Origin of the sequence: Burkholderia sp. Bp9016 (assembly GCF_003857765.1) — a bacterium.
Lineage (GTDB): Bacteria > Pseudomonadota > Gammaproteobacteria > Burkholderiales > Burkholderiaceae > Burkholderia.
Map to the genome: position 1 here is coordinate 1 of NZ_QTPY01000052.1, position 16,726 is coordinate 16,726.

The following is a 16,726-nucleotide window of genomic DNA, read 5'->3' on the forward strand; positions in this document are numbered from 1 at the left end:
GCCGCGATCGCGACCACCTACGCGATGCTGCGCGAACTCGATCTCGAACCGGTCGTGCCGGGCGCCGGCGCGCTGCTGTCCGGCGCGTACTGACAAAACGGGAGACCTGATGAGCGATCGTTCCACTTTCATGCATGGCGGCAATGTCCACGCCAACGGCATCCGCCAGCACTACCTGCGCTATGGCGGCCGGCACGGACTGCGTGCCGGGCGGGATCCGGTCATTGTCGTACCGGGCATCACGAGCCCGGCCGCAACCTGGGGTTTCGTCGGCGAGCATTTCGGCACGACCTACGACACGTACGTCCTCGATGTGCGCGGCCGCGGCCTGTCGTCGGCATCGGACATGCTCGACTACAGCGTGGACGCGCAGGCACGCGACGTCGTCGCGTTTGCCGGTGCACTCGGCCTCGAACGCTATAGCGTCGTCGGTCACTCGATGGGCGCGCGTATCGCGATCCGAGCCGCAGCGGCGAAGCCCGCCGGCCTGGCGCGCATCGTGCTGGTCGATCCGCCGGTGTCGGGGCCGGGGCGCCGACCGTATCCGGCGAAGCTGCCGTGGTACATCGATTCGATGCGCGTCGCGCGCGAGGGTGCCGGCTATGAGGCGATGCGCGCGTTCTGCCCGACCTGGACCGAAGAGCAACTGCGGCTTCGCGCCGAATGGCTGCATACCTGTGACGAACGGGCGGTGCGCGCGAGTTTCGATGGATTCCACACCGACGACATCCATCGCGATCTGCCGGCGCTCGACCTCCCGGTGATGCTCATGACGGCCGGGCGCGGCGACGTCGTGTTGCAGACCGACGTGGACGAAATCCAGCGTCTCGTTCCGCATCTCGTTCATGCGCACGTCGCAAATGCTGGCCACATGATCCCGTGGGACGACGAAGCCGGCTTCTACCGGGCCTTCGGCGGATTTCTCGGCACGCCGCTGCCGCTCGAAATCGAGGCCGCGCGCTGATCCGCGATACCCGTTCAAAGGAACCCATCATGCCCGTAAGCGATTTCCAGATGGTCGACGCGTGGAAGCAGGTACTTACGCTGTCGCGCCTCGAACCCGGCCAGACCGTCACGATCCTGACCAGCTCGGCCACGCATCCTCAAACCCTGAACACCGCGTTGATCGCGACCCAGTCGATGGGCGCGGTGGTGAACCGGCTGGATCTGCCGCCAGTCAACGGCGAGAAGTCGCTGAGCCGCGATTCGCTGGCCTATCTCGGCACGACGCCGCTGACCGGCAATCGCGCGGCCATCGCCGCGCTGAAGGCGAGCGATCTAGTGCTCGACCTGATGACGCTGCTGTTTTCGCCTGAGCAGCTCGATATCCTGAAAGGCGGAACGAAGATCCTGCTCGCTGTCGAGCCGCCCGAAGTGCTGACGCGCCTCGTTCCCACGCTGGAAGACCGCGAGCGCGTACTGGCAGCGCGCGCGCGCATCGCACGCGCGAAGGAGATGCGCGTGGCGTCGGCGGCCGGTACGGATCTGCGCTGCCCGATCGGCGAGTTCGATGCGATCGCGGAATACGGTTTCGTCGACGAGCCGGGGCGCTGGGATCATTGGCCGAGCGGATTCGCGCTGACGTTCCCAGACGAAGGACGCGCATCCGGCCGCATCGTGATCGATCGCGGCGACATCCTGCTCCCGCAAAAGAGCTACGTACAAGAACCGATCGTGCTGACCGTCGAGAATGGCTTCGCGACGCGTATCGACGGCGGCATCGATGCACAGCTGTTGACGGAGTACATGGCGACATTCGACGACCCCGAAGCGTATGCGATATCGCATATCGGTTGGGGGCTTCAACCGCGCGCACACTGGTCGACGCTCGGCCTGTATGACCGCGAAGCCACGATCGGCATGGATGCTCGCGCATTCGAAGGCAATTTCCTGTTCTCGCTCGGGCCGAACAACGAAGGCGGCGGCCAACGCACCACTACCTGTCATATCGACATTCCATTGCGGCACTGCGACGTGTTTCTCGACGGGGAAGCGGTCGTGCGCAACGGCAAGGTCCTCTGAGGAAAACGCGATGTCACATGATCTCGATACCTATCGCCGCCAGAGTTTCGGTACGGCGCTCGAACCCGTCGCACCCGTCGGCCTGCTGATCGTCGACTTCGTGAACGGCTTTGCCGACCCGGATGTGTTCGGCGGCGGCAACATCGTGCCGGCGATCGAACGCACCGTGCCGCTGCTTGCCGCCGCGCGCACGCGGGGCTGGCCGGTGGCCCATACGCGCATCGTGTTCGCCGACGACGATGCGGATGAAAACGTCTTTACGACGAAGGTGCCCGGCCTGCTTGCGCTGAAGGAGCATGCGCACAACAGCGCGATCGTGCCGGAACTGACACCGTGGGCGGGCGAACTCGTCGTGCGCAAGACCGGCCCGTCGGCGTTCTTCGGCACACCGCTCGCCGCATGGCTTGCACAGCGCGGCGTGCGCACGCTTGCAATTGCGGGCGCGGTCACGAGCGGATGCGTGCGAGCCAGCGTGGTAGATGCGATGCAGTATGGCTTTCGTCCGTTCGTGTTGTCCGATTGCGTCGGCGATCGGGCCATTGCGCCGCACGACGCGAATCTCTTCGACATGGCGCAGAAATACGCAGCTGTTCTCGGGCGAGACGAAGCCCTCGACACCCTGGATCGGGCGAGGTGACCGTGCGGCGCATCCGTACGCGATGGATGCGCCGCGAAAAACCTGACATTCAGGCCGTCGCGATCGACGATCGGCCAGATAAAAAACCAGTCCGGTGCCATCCGGCCAAAGGAGACACTATGTTGACAGCGACGCCTGCACGGGCGACGCGAATAGTCACGCGCAGCGAATTTACGCTGATCGTGGCGTCGTCGTTCGGCGCATTGCTCGAGTGGTATGACTTCTACATCTACGCGGCGCTCGCCGCAACCTTCAGTACGCTCTTCTTTCCGAGCGGAAATGCAACTGCCGCGTTCCTGGCCAGTCTCGCGACATTCGGCGCAGGCTTCCTGGTACGTCCGCTCGGCGCGCTGTTCTTCGGTCGCCTTGGCGATCGCATCGGCCGCAAATACACGTTCATGGCCACCATCGTGTTGATGGGCGTAGCGACGGTCGGCGTCGGGCTGCTACCGCCCTATGCGCACATCGGCGTCGCAGCACCGGTGTTGCTGGTGGCGCTCCGGTTGCTGCAGGGGTTCGCGCTGGGCGGGGAGACTGGCGGTGCAGCGACCTATCTCGCCGAGCATGCGCCCGACGGTCGCCGCGGGTTCTACACGAGCGCATTGCAGACCACCGCGACGCTCGGCCTGCTGTCGTCGATTGCCGTCGTGGGCGCGACGCGGGTGTTCGTGGGACACGATGCGTTCCAGGTATGGGGGTGGCGCGTTCCGTTCCTGGTCTCGCTGGTCCTGCTCGCGATTTCTGTCTACCTGCGCACGCGTCTCGCCGAATCGCCGACGTTCCAGCGGATGAAGGAAACCGGGAAGCTGTCGAAGTCGCCGATCGGTGAAAGCTTCGGCACGTGGGCCAACCTGAAGTACGTGCTCGTGATGTTGTTCAGCACCGCATCGGGCGTCGGTGTGGTATTCGGCACCGGGCATTTCTATTCGATGTACTTCCTGCAGAACACGCTCCGGGTTGCGCCGGAGACCGTCAACCTGTATCTCGCGATCGCGCTCGTCTGCGCATTTCCGTTCTATCTGTTCTTCGGCTGGCTGTCCGACCGCATCGGCCGCAAGTGGATCATGATCGCCGCGTGCGCGCTGCTCGCCACGACGACCATACCGATTTTCCACGGGCTGACGCACTATGCGAATCCGCAACTGGAGGCCTTTCAGGCTCGCACCGTCGTCGTCGTGCACGCAGACGATTGCCATTTCTCGCTGTTCGGTGCGCCGCGCAGCGAATGCGACCGCATTCGCGCCTTTCTGAGTGCATCGGGCGTGTCGTACGAGCACGCGGCGGTATCGGGATCTGCGTACACCACGATCGGCGACGCTCGGGTCGATGGCGCCGATCCGGCCGCGCTGCGACGCACGCTGCTCGCGGCCGGCTGGACCGATCACGCGGATCCGGCAAGGATCAATGGTGTCGCGGTCGTGTTCATGATGTGGCTGCTGATCTTCTACCTGACGATGGTCTACGGCCCGATGGCCGCATTCATGGTCGAGCTGTTCCCCGCTCGCATTCGTTACACGTCTCTGTCGCTGCCATTCCATCTCGGCTCCGGCTGGTTCGGCGGCATGCTGCCATTCGTCGTGTCGGCGATGGCGGTCGCACACGGCAACGTCTATTTCGGCCTCTGGTATCCGGTGTCGATAGCGATCGTATCGGTCGTGGTGGGGGTGTTCTTCGTTCCTGAGACGTTCCGGCGCGACGTGTCGCAGTGATCCGATGGTTCGATGGTTCGATGAAAAATACGCGGTCCGCGCAAAGACGGGCCGTCGTGGTCGAGATCTTTTCAAGGAAAACGACAATGCGTGCGTGGCAAGTGGCGGCGTTCGGAATAAGCGCGGCGTGCTGTTCCGCGTCGGCGTGGGCGGATGCGTCGAGTGTGCAGCTTTGGGGCGTCCTCGACGCCGGTCTTACGGTCGTCAGCAATCAGAAGGGGCATCGCAACACCCTGATGGATACCGGCATCGCGTCGCCCAACCTGTGGGGATTGCGCGGTCAGGAGGATCTGGGAGGTGGCTATCGTGCGGTCTTCGAACTGACCGACCAGTTCAATCTCGGCACCGGCGTGATCTTTCCGACCAACGGTGGCGGTCTGTTCGGTCGTACCGCCTATGTCGGGCTCGCGAGCGATCGTCTCGGCAAGCTGACGTTCGGCCAGCAGTACGATTTCATGATCGACAGCCTGCTCCGGTACGACAACTCAGTGGCGATTGCCGGTCTGTACGGCTTTCGGCAGGGACCATTCGCGGGCCTCGGCATTCCGAACAACGTGACGGGTAGCTCGAACTTCGACCGCATGTCCGGAACGGCAATGCCCAACGCGGCGAAGTACGTGACGCCGACCTGGAACGGCCTGTCGGCGGGCGTGATGGCCGGGTTCGGCGGTGTGCCGGGCTCGATCGCGCAGCAGAGCGGGCAGAGCGCCGGCATCAACTATGCGATCGGTGCGCTGTCACTCGGCGCGGCCTATACGTACCAGCGGTATCCGCAACTCGGCAACGGCATGCGAGGCATCCGGAATTTCGGCGCGGGAGCGACGTATGCGCTTGGCGCACTGACGTTCAACGTGCTGTACACGAACACGATGAACACCGCGAACGATGCGCGAATCGACGTCTATCAGGCAGGTGTTCGCTACCAGGTCGATGCCGCGTTCTCGGTCGGCGGCGATTACGAACTGATGCGCGGTAATAGTGTGCTTCACGACGATCGCGCGAACCAGTTCTCGCTCGGGGCTCGCTATGCGCTGTCGAAGCGCACGGTGGCGTATGTGGAAACCGTGTATCAGCAGGTTTCGGGAGACGACCGGCCGGACGCCTGGATCATGGCAGTGTCGAGCCCGTCCGGCAATAACCGGCAAATGCTCGTACGCGTGGGGATTCTGCATCGATTCTGAATCGGTGGCCGGAGCGGATCAATCGAAATGCTTGAGCGAGGTGCGTCCATACTGATTGTTGCCTTCGACCAGCGCCATCATCATCCGAACGAACTCGGTGCGTTCCGTCGACGACAACGGCTCCATGAACTTGACCTGTGCCTCGCGCATGCTGTCGTACATGTCGTTCATGATACGGGTGCCTTTCGGCGCGATGTAGGCAAGCTTCTGCCGGCCGTCCAGCGGGCTCGGTTCACGTTTCACGAGCCCGCGTTCCTCCAGCCGCCGCAGCACGTCCGCCATCGTGGTGCGATCGACGCCGACTTCGGCGCACAACGACGTCTGGTCGAGCCCGGGGCGCTCGTGCAGCGTGGTCAGCAGCCCGTACTGGACGGGCGTGATGTCGAACCCCTTGCAGCATTCGAAGAATAGCGCGATGTGGATCTGGTTCAACCGGCGGATCAGGAAGCCGGGGCGTTGCCACAGATGGCCGGTTTCAAGGTCGCCAGCCGGTTTGGAGGTCTTCTTGTTCGTAGCGGAAGTCATGACGGAAGCATCCAGAGCGGTCATACAGTGAGTCATTGTAGCCCGGCGAACATCGGAGACCGAGCGCCCGATGAACGCGACGGTTTCCGTGTCGGGGAAACCATGGTTTGCAGCAGGAAAATTCTCGATATACAAATCTATATGTCAGTGTACTGATCAAATTTTCGATAACGTTTTCCGCGCAATGGAGGTGCGTCGGAGAGAGCGGCAGCGGCAAGTCCCGATAGTCAGGCTAGTCAGGCGTGGCCCGATGGTGCGGGAGAAGAACCCCGGTTTGTTGACGTGCATTCATTTTGTCAGTGGACTGACGATAACGATACCCGAATGGCAGAGAACCTTTCAAGTGTTTGGAGATTGCAATGAATTCGACCCCTGTGCAACCGGGCGAGCTGTCGATACATGCTCGTTCGCTGTCGCGCAACGACATCAAGACGCTTTTTCTTGCTTCGCTGGGCGGAGCGCTCGAGTATTACGACTTCATCGTCGCAGTGTTTTTCACGAAGCTGCTTGCTACCGTGTTTTTTCCACCGCATACGCCTGAATGGCTTGCGCAGCTCGAGGTGTTTTGCGTTTTCGCGGCAGGTTATCTCGTCCGGCCCATCGGTGGCATTTTCTTTGCACACTTCGGCGACCGGATCGGACGCAAGAAGATGTTTGCGCTGAGCTTGTTCCTGATGGCATTTCCGACGCTGCTGATCGGCTTGTTGCCGGGCTATGCGACGCTCGGTATCGTGGCGCCGCTGCTGTTTCTGCTGTGTCGCGTATTGCAGGGTTTGTCGGTGGGCGGCGAGGTGCCGGGCGCGTGGATCTTCTGTGCCGAGCATGTCCGGCGCGATCGCGTCGGCCTGGCATGCGGATTGCTGATGGCGGGGCTGTGCACGGGGATTTTGCTCGGGGCATTGAGCGCCAAGTACCTTTCCGCGAATCTCGATCACGACAGTCTCGTTGCATGGGGCTGGCGCATGCCGTTCATCGCTGGCGGCGCGTTCGGACTGGTATCCGTCTACCTGCGCCGTTATCTGCACGAGACGCCGGTGTTCGAGGCATTGCGCGCGAAGCGCGAGACGGACGCCAGACTACCGCTGTCGATCGTGCTCAAGAATCATCGCGGCGCGATCACCGTCTCGATGCTGGCCACATGGGTTTTCTCCGGTGTCTTCGTGATTTTTTTCCTGTTCACGCCGACGTACCTGCAGTCGCAGTTCCATATCGACGCGAAGACGGTGTTCACGATGAATTCCTGGTCGATCCTGATGCTGATCGTCGGGAGCATCGTTGCCGGGTGGGCAGCCGACACGATCGGCGGCGGACGCGCATATGCGATCGGATGTGCCGGCATGCTTGCTGTTTGCGGGGCGTTCTACTGGACACTGACAACGGGCGAAGGCGTGTCGTGGCCGCTTTATGTGACAGGGGGATTCCTGATCGGGACCATCACGCTCGGGCCGTACATCATCGTTCGCAGCTTCCCGCCGGAAGTGCGGTTTACCGGATTCGCGCTGGCCTATAACACGGCCTATGCGATCTTCGGCGGCACGGCGCCCGCTGTCGTGTCGTATTTCGTCGGCAAGCTGGGCATTGTTGCGGCACCGGGTTACTACGCGGCAGCGCTGTGCGTGCTCGGAATAGTCGTCGGATCGTTCTGGCGGGAACCGGTTTCCAGCGATTCGGGTCTTTCGCTGTAGGTTTGCGTGACCGGCTACGCGCCGGTCGGTGAGGGTTGCTTCGACGGCGCCGATGGTCGGTGTTTATCGGCACCGTCGAGCACGGCGTCGCGCGGCTGATTCGCGACGTTGGGACAGGGCCGCTGATCGATATTCGAAGTGGCATGGGCCTGACGGAGTCCGGCGGCGAGGTTCGATCTTCGCCGGTCGCGCCAAACATGGCCCGACCGGCCGGCGATCGCCCGATCGGACGACGCAAAAAAATGCGACATCCATCCGGACGCCGCACCCAACCCGAACTCTCGCGACGGAGCCCGCTCGGGACGACGAGTAGGCCCTCCTCACGGGTATTGCCGGATCGAGGAACCCGCCAATCCACCGCGCTTATTTTGCGGTCGGCATTGCGAATTCAGCACCCTTGCCGATGCTCGACGACCAGCGCTGCATGATCGACTTTTGCTTCGTGTAGAAGCGCACGCCTTCTTCGCCGTATGCATGCATGTCGCCGAACAGGCTCTTCTTCCAGCCGCCGAATCCATGCCATGCCATCGGCACGGGGATCGGCACGTTGATGCCGACCATGCCGACCTGGATGCGGCGCGCAAATTCTCGCGCGATGCCGCCGTCGCTCGTGTAGCACGCGACGCCGTTGCCAAACTCGTGCGCATTGATCAGATTCACGGCTTCGGCGAAATCCTTCACGCGCACGCATGCGAGCACCGGCCCGAAGATTTCTTCCTTGTAGATGCGCATATCGGTCGTCACGTTGTCGAACAGCGTGCCGCCGGTGAAGAAGCCTTCCTCGCGGCCAGGCACCTTCAGGCCGCGGCCGTCGACGACGAGCTTCGCGCCTTCCTGCACACCGATGTCGATATAGCCTTCGATCCGCTTCAGCGCCTCACCCGTGACGATCGGGCCCATTTCAACTTCCGGCGACATGCCATCGCCGATGACGAGCGTTTTCGCGCGCTGTGCGAGCTTCTCGACGATGCGGTCGCCGATGTCGCCGACCAGCACTGCGACGCTGATCGCCATGCAGCGCTCGCCGGCCGAGCCATAGGCGGCGCCGATCAGTCCGTCGACCGCTTGATCGAGGTTCGCGTCGGGCATCACGACCATATGGTTCTTCGCACCGCCGAGCGCTTGCGCGCGCTTGCCGTTTTGCGATGCGCGCTGGTGTACGTAGTGCGCGATCGGCGTCGAGCCAACGAAGCTGACCGCTTGCACGTCCGGATGATCGATGAGCGCGTCGACCGCGTTCTTGCCGCCTTGAACGACGTTGAAGACGCCCTTGGGCAGGCCCGCCTCGGTCAGCAATTCGGCGATGAACAGTGCCGCCGACGGATCGCGCTCGCTCGGCTTCAGCACGAACGTATTGCCCGTTGCGAGTGCCACCGGAAACATCCAGCACGGCACCATGCACGGGAAGTTGAACGGCGTGATGCCTGCGACGACGCCCAGCGGCTGGCGCATCGTCCAGTTGTCGATGCCGGTGCTGACCTGATCGGTGAAGTCGCCCTTGAGCAGTTGCGGCACGCCGGCGGCGAATTCGATGATGTCGATGCCGCGCGCGACTTCGCCCTGCGCGTCGGAGAACACCTTGCCGTGTTCGGCGGTAATGATTGCGGCAAGCGTGTCGCGATGCTCGTTAATCAGTTGCAGGAAGCGGTGCATCACGCGCGCGCGGCGGATCGGCGGCGTCTCGGACCACGCCGGGAAGGCGGCTTGTGCGGCGGCGACCGCCTGAGCGACCTCGTTGTCGTCGGCGAGCGCGACACGGCGGGCGGCCTTGCCGGCTGCCGGATTGAATACGTCCTGGAAGCGGCCGCTGGCTCCCGACACCCGGGCGCCGTCGATGTAGTGGCCGACGTCGTCGGACGAGGTGAAGGCGGGAACGGTGGTCATCAAGTCGTCTCCTGATCCGTGATCCTGATTGAGAAGGCTCCAGTCTAGGCAAATGACGGCGGCTGGAGAAGGCCGCTACAATTGATTCACTGTTCAGAATTCTGAATAATCAAACGATGAATTCTCAAAATAGCCAAACCCTTTTGCCGCACATTCATTCCCTGACGGTGCTCGCCGTGACCGGGAGCTTTACTGCTGCGGCCCAGCGGCTCGGCATCAGCAAGGCGGCCATGAGCCAGCGCATCGCCGATCTCGAGGGGGCGGCGGGCGTGCCGCTCGTGCGGCGGACAACGCGCAGCGTGCGGCTCACGGAGGCAGGGCAGACGCTCGTCGACAGCACGCGCGAGGCATACGAAACCATCGAGATGAACTTCGCTCGCGTGAAGGATCTGGCCGGCGAGCCGCGCGGCCTCGTGCGCGTGACAATGCCGGTCGCGCTCGGCCGGCAGCGGATCGTGCCGCTGTTTCCGGCCTTCATCGAGCAGTATCCTGGGGTACGCATCGAACTGGAGTTGTCGGACCGGCTGTTTTCACTGTCGCAGGAAGGCTTCGACCTCGCGATTCGCCATACGACCACCGCGCCGCAGACGCACGTCGCGTGGAAGCTTTGCGAGACGCGCTCGCTGCTCGTCGCGAGCCGCGAGTATCTGACGCGACGCGGCACGCCCGAGCATCCGAATGCGCTCGCCGAACACGACTGCCTGTGCTATTTGCGCGGCAACGAACCGACCGCATGGAGCTTCGAGCCGCGCGACCGGCGGCGCGCGCGCGTGAGCGTGCCCGTGCGCGGCTGTTTCGCGGCGAACAACAGCGAAGCGATGCGGGAGGCGGCGCTCGGTGGCCTCGGCATCGCGTTGCTGCCGGATTTCAGCGCACAGCGCGACATCGACGCGGGCCATCTGGTGCCGCTGCTCGGCGCGTGGCGTCCGTCAGGCGCGTTCGGAGATCATATCTTCGCAATCCGCCCTTACAGCCCGGTCGTGCCTAGCGCAGTGCGCGCGCTGGTGGAGTATCTACGGGGCGAGTTGAGCGGCGGGTTCTCGCCTGCCGTGGCAGCGGCTCGCTAACGCCGGGTCATCAACCTGATTCAGATCCGCGTCGTCTCGTAGCGGCCGGTGCGCATTGAAGCCGCCTTTCGGTGGCTTCGCGAAGCGGGCGTCATACATGGCGATGAAGAAGGGCGCGTAAGCGTTGGCGTCGACCACAGCGCTGCAGAACGTATCGATGTTCAGTGCACACATGGCCCGGCCAAATAGCGCCGATCGATTACCACTTGAACCGTTCGCCCGCCAGCCGGGAGCGTGAGCCCCAACCGTCGGGGTGATACGTCACGCTGGGGATGTAGACCGGGGTAGACGTCGAATGGCTTCCTGCCGGGCGGTGGATGGTCGGCATGAAACTTGGCCACGCCCGCGAATCGCCGGCATGCAGTATATTCCGCGCGGGGACAACGACGTGGCTGGCCGTTCCCGCATGTGAGCTTATCGAATGACCTGGCTGTACGGCGACCAGGGCAACCAGCAGCGGTATCGAAATGCCGTCCACTTCTCCTCACCGATTCAGGTTGATGGGGTCAATCCACGCAGCGACGAGGGCAGCGACCGATGAAAGCACTTTGCACTACCTGTCACGGGCGCCTATATTTTAGGTCACGTGATGACATGATTCCAGAAAACTCCCGGTGTTCCCGGAGTTCGTGATGGCGGCAAGCAATCGAAAAGCTGGCGCAAGCGCCACGAAACACGACCTCGAGCAGCTATCCGAATTTCGCTACCGGCTGCGGCGTTTTCTGCGTTTCTCGGAGGAAATCCTGCGTGCCGAGGGGCTGACGCCGTTGCAATACATGCTGATGTTGCACACCTGTGCGTTTCCGGACCGCTCGTGGGCGACAGTAGGCGAGATTGCCGAGCGGCTGCAGGCGTCCTCGCATGGCACGGTGGCGCTCGTCACACGCTGTGAAGCGGCCGGGCTCGTCCGGCGCCAGACGAGCGAACAGGATCGAAGGCAAGTGGAGATCCATCTGACAGAAAAAGGGGCGGATTGCTTGCGCAAGGTTGCGGCCTTGCACAAATCGGAAATTCAGTCGTTCGGCTGGGCTTTCCAGGACGTCACCGATATCAACTGAACGCGCGACAGCAACGTGCGCGGATTCGCAGGAACGGACGATACCTGTCGTCGTCGCGATTACGGGCAGGGCGGGAGAACGAACATACACGCAGCAGGGGGAGGTCGTTTGCAAGGAGCGGCATATGAGCACGACCTCGAGCCTCAATCTGGAAGGCAAGCTCCGGCGTGACGCCGGAATCATCGGGCTGTTGTTCGCCAGCACGACCAGCATGGTCGGTTCCGGCTGGTTGTTCGGTGCCTATCACGCATCGCGCATCGCCGGCCCGCTGAGCATCGGCAGCTGGGTACTCGGCGCGATCATCATCATGCTGATCGCACTGTGTTTCGCCGAGCTCGCGGCGATGTTTCCGCGCAGCGGAGCGCTGGTGCACATGAGCCATGCGAGTCATGGCGTTGGACTGGGCCGCATCTGGTGTGGCCTCCTGTTCCTTGCGTACGTGCCGGTTCCGGCGGTCGAGGCGGAGGCGATCGTCACGTACGCGAACAACTATCTTCCGTGGTTCATCCAGCCTGGAAGCGCAGGCTTGCTGACGGCTGCCGGCTTCATCGCATGCGCCGGCCTGCTCGGCGTCATGGCATTGCTGAACCTGATGGTGATCCGCTGGCTGTTGGGCGTGAACTCGACCATTACGTGGTGGAAGATACTCGTGCCGCTTCTGACGATTGCCGGCTTGCTGGGTGCGAGTACGCATTGGGGCGTCATGCAGGCGGCACCTGGCAGCTACCATTTGTCCGGCATGTTCACCGCGCTGCCGGCCGCTGGCATCGTCTTCAGCTATCTGGGCTTTCGAACGGCGATCGACCTGGGCGGCGAAAGCGCCAATCCGCATCGAAATATCCCGCTGGCCGTGATCGGCGCGGTACTCTTGGCCGCCGTCATCTACATCCTGCTGCAGGTCGCGTTCATCTACGCGCTTGCGCCGGCCGATCTTGCCGCCGGTTGGAACAACCTCAGCTTCAAGGGCGAAATGGGACCGTTCGCCGGGCTTGCAACGACCCTCGGCATGGGATGGATGGCCACGCTGCTTTACATCGACGCCTACATCTCGCCAGGGGGAACCGGCTTGATGTACGTCACCGGCGGCTCGCGAATCCTCTTCGCGTCAGGAGAGCTGGACGCAGGTCCGCGCATGCTGACGCGGTTGAATGCCAACAGGATTCCCTGGGTTGCCGTACTGATCATGTGGGCTGTCGGCGTGCTGTTCCTGATGCCGTTCCCGGCGTGGCAGCAGATGGTGAGCTATATCACGTCGATCACCGTGCTCACGTACGGGCTGGGGCCGATCGCGCTGCTCGTCCTGCGACGCAACATGCCGGAACTGCAGCGGCCGTTCCGCATGAGCGGGGCCGGGTTGATCGCGCCGCTCGCATTCGTGTGCAGCAACCTCGTCATCTACTGGACCGGCTTCAAGACCAACAACTTCCTGTTCTCGCTGGTGGCGATCGGCTTCGTCCTCTACGCGCTTCACCATCATGTCGTGTTACGCCGTAGCGCGCGAGACTTCGGCTGGAAGCACATCGCATGGTTGCTTCCGTGGTTCGGCGGGTTGTGGCTGTTGTCGTGGCTGGGCGGTATCGGCGGCGGCCTGGGTGTCATCGGATTCGGCTGGGACATTCTGCTGGTCGCCGCCTGGAGCGTAGTGGTGCTTGCGTTGGCCATGCGCAGTGCGCTCGATGCCGGCGAGACGTCGGAGATGATGGGGCGCATGAACGAGACCAGTTGACGGATCGACACACAGGCGGGCGTCATGACATCGGGACCAGCAGGACGAGAGGACGGGGCGGCCGAAGAACTCGCATCGCATCGCGTGGAAACCGGTCGCATTCAACGGTCGTCACAAACGGAAGACGACGCGCCGCCGATCGACATGTATCGCCTGAGCTGCCTGGGGATCGTGGTCGGCGTCGTCACTGGAGTCGGCGCCGTGGCATTTCGCGGCTTGATTGGCTTCGTGCACAACGCCTTTTTCCTCGGCCGGTTTTCGGCCTCGTACAACGCGAGCGAGTTCACGCCGACTTCCGTATGGGGGGCGTTCGTCATACTCGTGCCGGTTATCGGTGGCCTGGTTGTGACCTGGCTCGTCTGTACCTTTGCGCCGGAGGCGAAGGGGCACGGCGTGCCCGAGGTAATGGACGCGATCTACTTCAAGCGCGGCGTGATTCGCCCGGTGGTCGCGATCGTGAAGTCGCTGGCGTCCGCGTTCGCAATCGGCACCGGCGCGGCGGTCGGTCGAGAGGGGCCGATCATCCAGATAGGTTCGGCGCTCGGCTCGACGCTGGGGCAGGTGGTCAGGATGACCGCCGGCCAGCGCATCACGCTCGTGGCAGCGGGCGCGGGTGCGGGGATCGCCGCGACGTTCAATACGCCGATCGGCGGTGTCCTGTTCGCGACCGAGCTGATGACGCCCGAAATCAGCGTGAACACGTTCCTTCCCGTCGCGCTGGCAACCGGCACGGCAACCTTCGTCGGACGGTTGTTCTTCGGCAGTGCGCCGGCGTTTCTGGTGCCGGCCCAACTGGGGGCGATTCCCGATCGTCCGGGCAGCGTGGTGACTCTCCTGCTGTATGCTGCGCTCGGCATCGTTACGGGTACCGGCGCCGCAATGCTGACCCACGGCCTTCATTTTGCGGAGGATGTCTTCGAGCGCATTCCGGGCCGCTATACGCGTCACGCGTCGGGGATGGTGCTCGTCGGTGTGACGATCTATCTGTTGATGCGCTTCGCCGGACATTACTACGTCGAAGGTGTGGGATATGCCACGATTCAGGCGCTGCTTTACGGACAACTCGGTGGCTGCCTGTTCCTGATCGCGCTTGCGCTCTGCAAGACCCTCGCTACGTCGATCAGCCTGGGCTCGGGCTCTTCTGGCGGTGTCTTCTCGCCGTCGCTATTCATCGGCGCGTCATTGGGAGCGGCGTTTGCCGCATTCGTCCAGGACGTACTGCCCGCAGCGCCCGTCAGCGCGCCAGCGTTCGCGATGGTCGGGATGGGGGCGATGGTCGGCGGGGGAACCGGTGCGGCGATGACGGCGGTCGCGATGATCTTCGAGATGACCCGCGACTACGACATCGTGCTGCCCATGATCATCGCAGTTGCGGTCAGCCTTGCGACCCGGCGCCTGCTTTGCCGCGAAAGCATCTATACGCTCAAGCTCGTGCGTCGCGGTCACGTGATTCCGAACGCTTTGCATGCCAACATGTTCCTCGTCCAGAACGCGGCGCAAGTGATGGAGACGGACGTGCTCGTGCAGGACGCCGACACACTGTTCCGTGACATTCTGGGTAATCTGGATGGCCCCCCGTTCCGCCACGTGGTTGTCACGCGATCGGGCCGGATCGATGGTGTGCTTCGCATCAACACCGGATTGCGCCGGGCCATCTCGCACGACCATCCGTCGGTGACGCTCGGTGCACTCGCTCAACGCAATTTCATCGTGGTCGCGCCGGGCGAAGCGGCGTTCGACGTGATTAGCAAGCTGCGTCAGAAGCACGCGACCATGGCGGTGGTCGTGACGCGGCCCGAAGAACAGGGCGCAATGGAAGTGGTCGGGGTCATTGCCAAGGAACACATCGCAGACGCAGTGGCGAGCAGCATCAGGATTTTTCCCGAGAGCCGGCATGGAACGGAGCGCAGCCGGCGGTCAGGGACACAGCATCGTGACAGCCACGCGTCGACTCGGGCCGAAGTGCATGCCGGCAAGGAGGGGCAGAATGAAACTCAGCGTTGAGTTGGCCGTTCTGCGTCAGCGCCTTGCGGTGGCCCTGCATCTCGATGCATGGAGGGAAGTGTTCGCTGGCAACCAGGAAGACGAGGCGAGTGACGATCGCGAGTGGGTCATCGTCTACAGAACGGCGAGTGGATATTGTTGCCTTTACCGGGGGAAGCCGGTCGAGTTCGATGAGCTCTCCGACGTGCAGACCTGGTCCGCCGAGAGGGATGTGCGGACGTACTTCATGGGCTTGTGACCGCGACCTCGGTGCCGAACCGCTTCTGTCGGTCGATGCGTTTCGCGAGCGGGCTGTTGGGGTTGTTCAATTCGTCTGCCATGGTCGACGGCGTCCCGGTTGCCTGACCCGTTGCGGCCGCCTGATTCATCATGCCGGCAGTGCTGGACGTCTTTGTCGCGGAATGGCACCCACCGAACAGCACAAGGGCCAACACCACCGCATATCGCATCAAGCCTTTCATCACGGATCTCCCGAAGAGGGCGTTCGATCGAGCGGAATGGGGCGCTGATCAGCGGAACGGCTCGCGGCCTCACTGCGGGAAGCACAGTGAACTGAGCCGCTCCTTTTTGGCGGGTGACGGAATTTTGTAAATGAACTGAAGGGCGAATCGAAAGATTTTCCGGTTCACACGGATCTGGAAAATGCTCGCCTTTACTGGAGCTGGAAAAATGTCACATCGTGACTAGTTGCCATGTTACGATACGGAAATTCTGCGAAATCGTGAATTCAGATGTGCTCCCTCAGCTCACGTCGCTCGACGTCCGGTCGTCCCAATACGAAAGGCCGGGGCGAGCTTCTTGAACCCGGCTGCCCAGCTGGGTTTTTTTTGTCTGTTGTTGGATCTGTTCGGTAAATCGCGTCAACGATGTCCCAGTCGTCCACCGTGTCTTCCCGCATGACTGCGCCCGAATTGCGCGCGACCGCGTCGCTCGCGGCAATCTTCGCACTGCGCATGCTCGGCCTGTTCATGATCATGCCGGTGTTCTCGGTCTACGCGAAAACCATCCCGGGCGGCGACAACGTGTTGCTCGTCGGCCTCGCGCTCGGAGCCTACGGCGTTACGCAGTCGCTGTTCTACATCTTCTACGGCTGGGCGTCCGACAAGTTCGGCCGCAAGCCCGTGATTGCCACCGGCCTGCTGATCTTTGCACTCGGCAGCTTCGTCGCCGCGTCTGCGCACGACATCACGTGGATCATCGTCGGCCGCGTGATCCAGGGGATGGGCGC

The 16,726-nt window shown here is 62.9% G+C and carries 15 protein-coding genes and 1 pseudogene; 13 read left to right on the plus strand and 3 right to left on the minus strand.

What is annotated here, in order from left to right; translation table 11 throughout:
* The 6 genes and pseudogenes from DIE13_RS31800 to DIE13_RS31825 form a co-directional block, all read left to right on the plus strand.
* Positions 1 to 93: pseudogene (locus DIE13_RS31800) on the plus strand (Asp/Glu racemase); the annotation flags it as partial.
* A 16-nt stretch (positions 94 to 109) separates the two neighbouring features.
* On the plus strand, positions 110 to 964 hold the full coding sequence (locus DIE13_RS31805; protein WP_124830938.1) for an alpha/beta fold hydrolase: 855 nt from the start codon (positions 110 to 112) through the stop codon (positions 962 to 964).
* A gap of 29 nt (positions 965 to 993) precedes the next feature.
* The gene (locus DIE13_RS31810; protein WP_124830939.1) at positions 994 to 2,022 is read left to right on the plus strand and encodes a 2,5-dihydroxypyridine 5,6-dioxygenase; all 1,029 of its coding nucleotides are present in this window, start codon (positions 994 to 996) and stop codon (positions 2,020 to 2,022) included.
* Between the two features lie 10 nt (positions 2,023 to 2,032).
* Entirely contained in the window at positions 2,033 to 2,659 is a 627-nt protein-coding gene (locus DIE13_RS31815; RefSeq protein ID WP_124830940.1) for an isochorismatase family protein, read from the plus strand.
* Positions 2,660 to 2,778: 119 nt separating this feature from the next.
* A complete protein-coding gene (locus tag DIE13_RS31820) occupies positions 2,779 to 4,368 on the plus strand; it encodes an MFS transporter (RefSeq protein ID WP_124830941.1) in 1,590 nt (529 codons plus the stop codon).
* Between the two features lie 86 nt (positions 4,369 to 4,454).
* Positions 4,455 to 5,549 carry a porin gene (locus DIE13_RS31825; protein WP_124830942.1) on the plus strand — a complete coding sequence of 365 codons (1,095 nt, stop codon included), beginning with the start codon at positions 4,455 to 4,457 and terminating at the stop codon, positions 5,547 to 5,549.
* Positions 5,550 to 5,567: 18 nt separating this feature from the next.
* Here the strand turns inward: DIE13_RS31825 and DIE13_RS31830 are convergent, their stop codons facing one another.
* Positions 5,568 to 6,074: a MarR family winged helix-turn-helix transcriptional regulator gene (locus DIE13_RS31830; protein WP_233410003.1), complete on the minus strand. Its 507-nt coding sequence runs from the start codon at positions 6,072 to 6,074 to the stop codon at positions 5,568 to 5,570.
* 359 nt (positions 6,075 to 6,433) lie between these two features.
* Here DIE13_RS31830 and DIE13_RS31835 point away from each other — a divergent pair, with 359 nt between their 5' ends.
* The gene (locus DIE13_RS31835) at positions 6,434 to 7,759 is read left to right on the plus strand and encodes an MFS transporter (RefSeq protein WP_124830943.1); all 1,326 of its coding nucleotides are present in this window, start codon (positions 6,434 to 6,436) and stop codon (positions 7,757 to 7,759) included.
* Between the two features lie 363 nt (positions 7,760 to 8,122).
* Here the strand turns inward: DIE13_RS31835 and DIE13_RS31840 are convergent, their stop codons facing one another.
* The gene (locus tag DIE13_RS31840; protein ID WP_124830944.1) at positions 8,123 to 9,643 is read right to left on the minus strand and encodes a CoA-acylating methylmalonate-semialdehyde dehydrogenase; all 1,521 of its coding nucleotides are present in this window, start codon (positions 9,641 to 9,643) and stop codon (positions 8,123 to 8,125) included.
* 116 nt (positions 9,644 to 9,759) lie between these two features.
* Between DIE13_RS31840 and DIE13_RS31845 the strand changes: the two genes are divergently transcribed.
* The 5 genes from DIE13_RS31845 to DIE13_RS31870 all read left to right on the plus strand — a co-directional run bounded on the left by DIE13_RS31845 (position 9,760) and on the right by DIE13_RS31870 (position 15,736).
* Complete coding sequence (locus tag DIE13_RS31845; RefSeq protein ID WP_124830945.1) at positions 9,760 to 10,710, plus strand: LysR family transcriptional regulator; 951 nt, start codon at positions 9,760 to 9,762, stop codon at positions 10,708 to 10,710.
* Between the two features lie 632 nt (positions 10,711 to 11,342).
* Positions 11,343 to 11,768 (plus strand): MarR family winged helix-turn-helix transcriptional regulator, encoded by a 426-nt coding sequence (locus DIE13_RS31855; protein ID WP_096506098.1) that lies wholly within the window; start codon positions 11,343 to 11,345, stop codon positions 11,766 to 11,768.
* Between the two features lie 124 nt (positions 11,769 to 11,892).
* On the plus strand, positions 11,893 to 13,494 hold the full coding sequence (locus DIE13_RS31860) for an APC family permease (protein ID WP_124830946.1): 1,602 nt from the start codon (positions 11,893 to 11,895) through the stop codon (positions 13,492 to 13,494).
* A gap of 24 nt (positions 13,495 to 13,518) precedes the next feature.
* Complete coding sequence (locus DIE13_RS31865) at positions 13,519 to 15,498, plus strand: chloride channel protein (RefSeq protein ID WP_124830947.1); 1,980 nt, start codon at positions 13,519 to 13,521, stop codon at positions 15,496 to 15,498.
* Complete coding sequence (locus DIE13_RS31870; protein ID WP_124830948.1) at positions 15,482 to 15,736, plus strand: hypothetical protein; 255 nt, start codon at positions 15,482 to 15,484, stop codon at positions 15,734 to 15,736. The genes DIE13_RS31865 and DIE13_RS31870 overlap by 17 nt, the downstream gene beginning before the upstream one ends.
* Here DIE13_RS31870 and DIE13_RS31875 read toward each other — a convergent pair.
* Positions 15,723 to 15,959, minus strand: a complete 237-nt coding sequence (locus DIE13_RS31875; RefSeq protein WP_233410002.1) for a hypothetical protein — start codon at positions 15,957 to 15,959, stop codon at positions 15,723 to 15,725. The genes DIE13_RS31870 and DIE13_RS31875 overlap by 14 nt on opposite strands.
* A gap of 405 nt (positions 15,960 to 16,364) precedes the next feature.
* On the opposite strand from DIE13_RS31875, the gene DIE13_RS31880 reads away from it, so the two are divergent.
* On the plus strand, positions 16,365 to 16,726 hold a 362-nt coding region (locus DIE13_RS31880; RefSeq protein ID WP_311768349.1), incomplete at its 3' end, for an MFS transporter.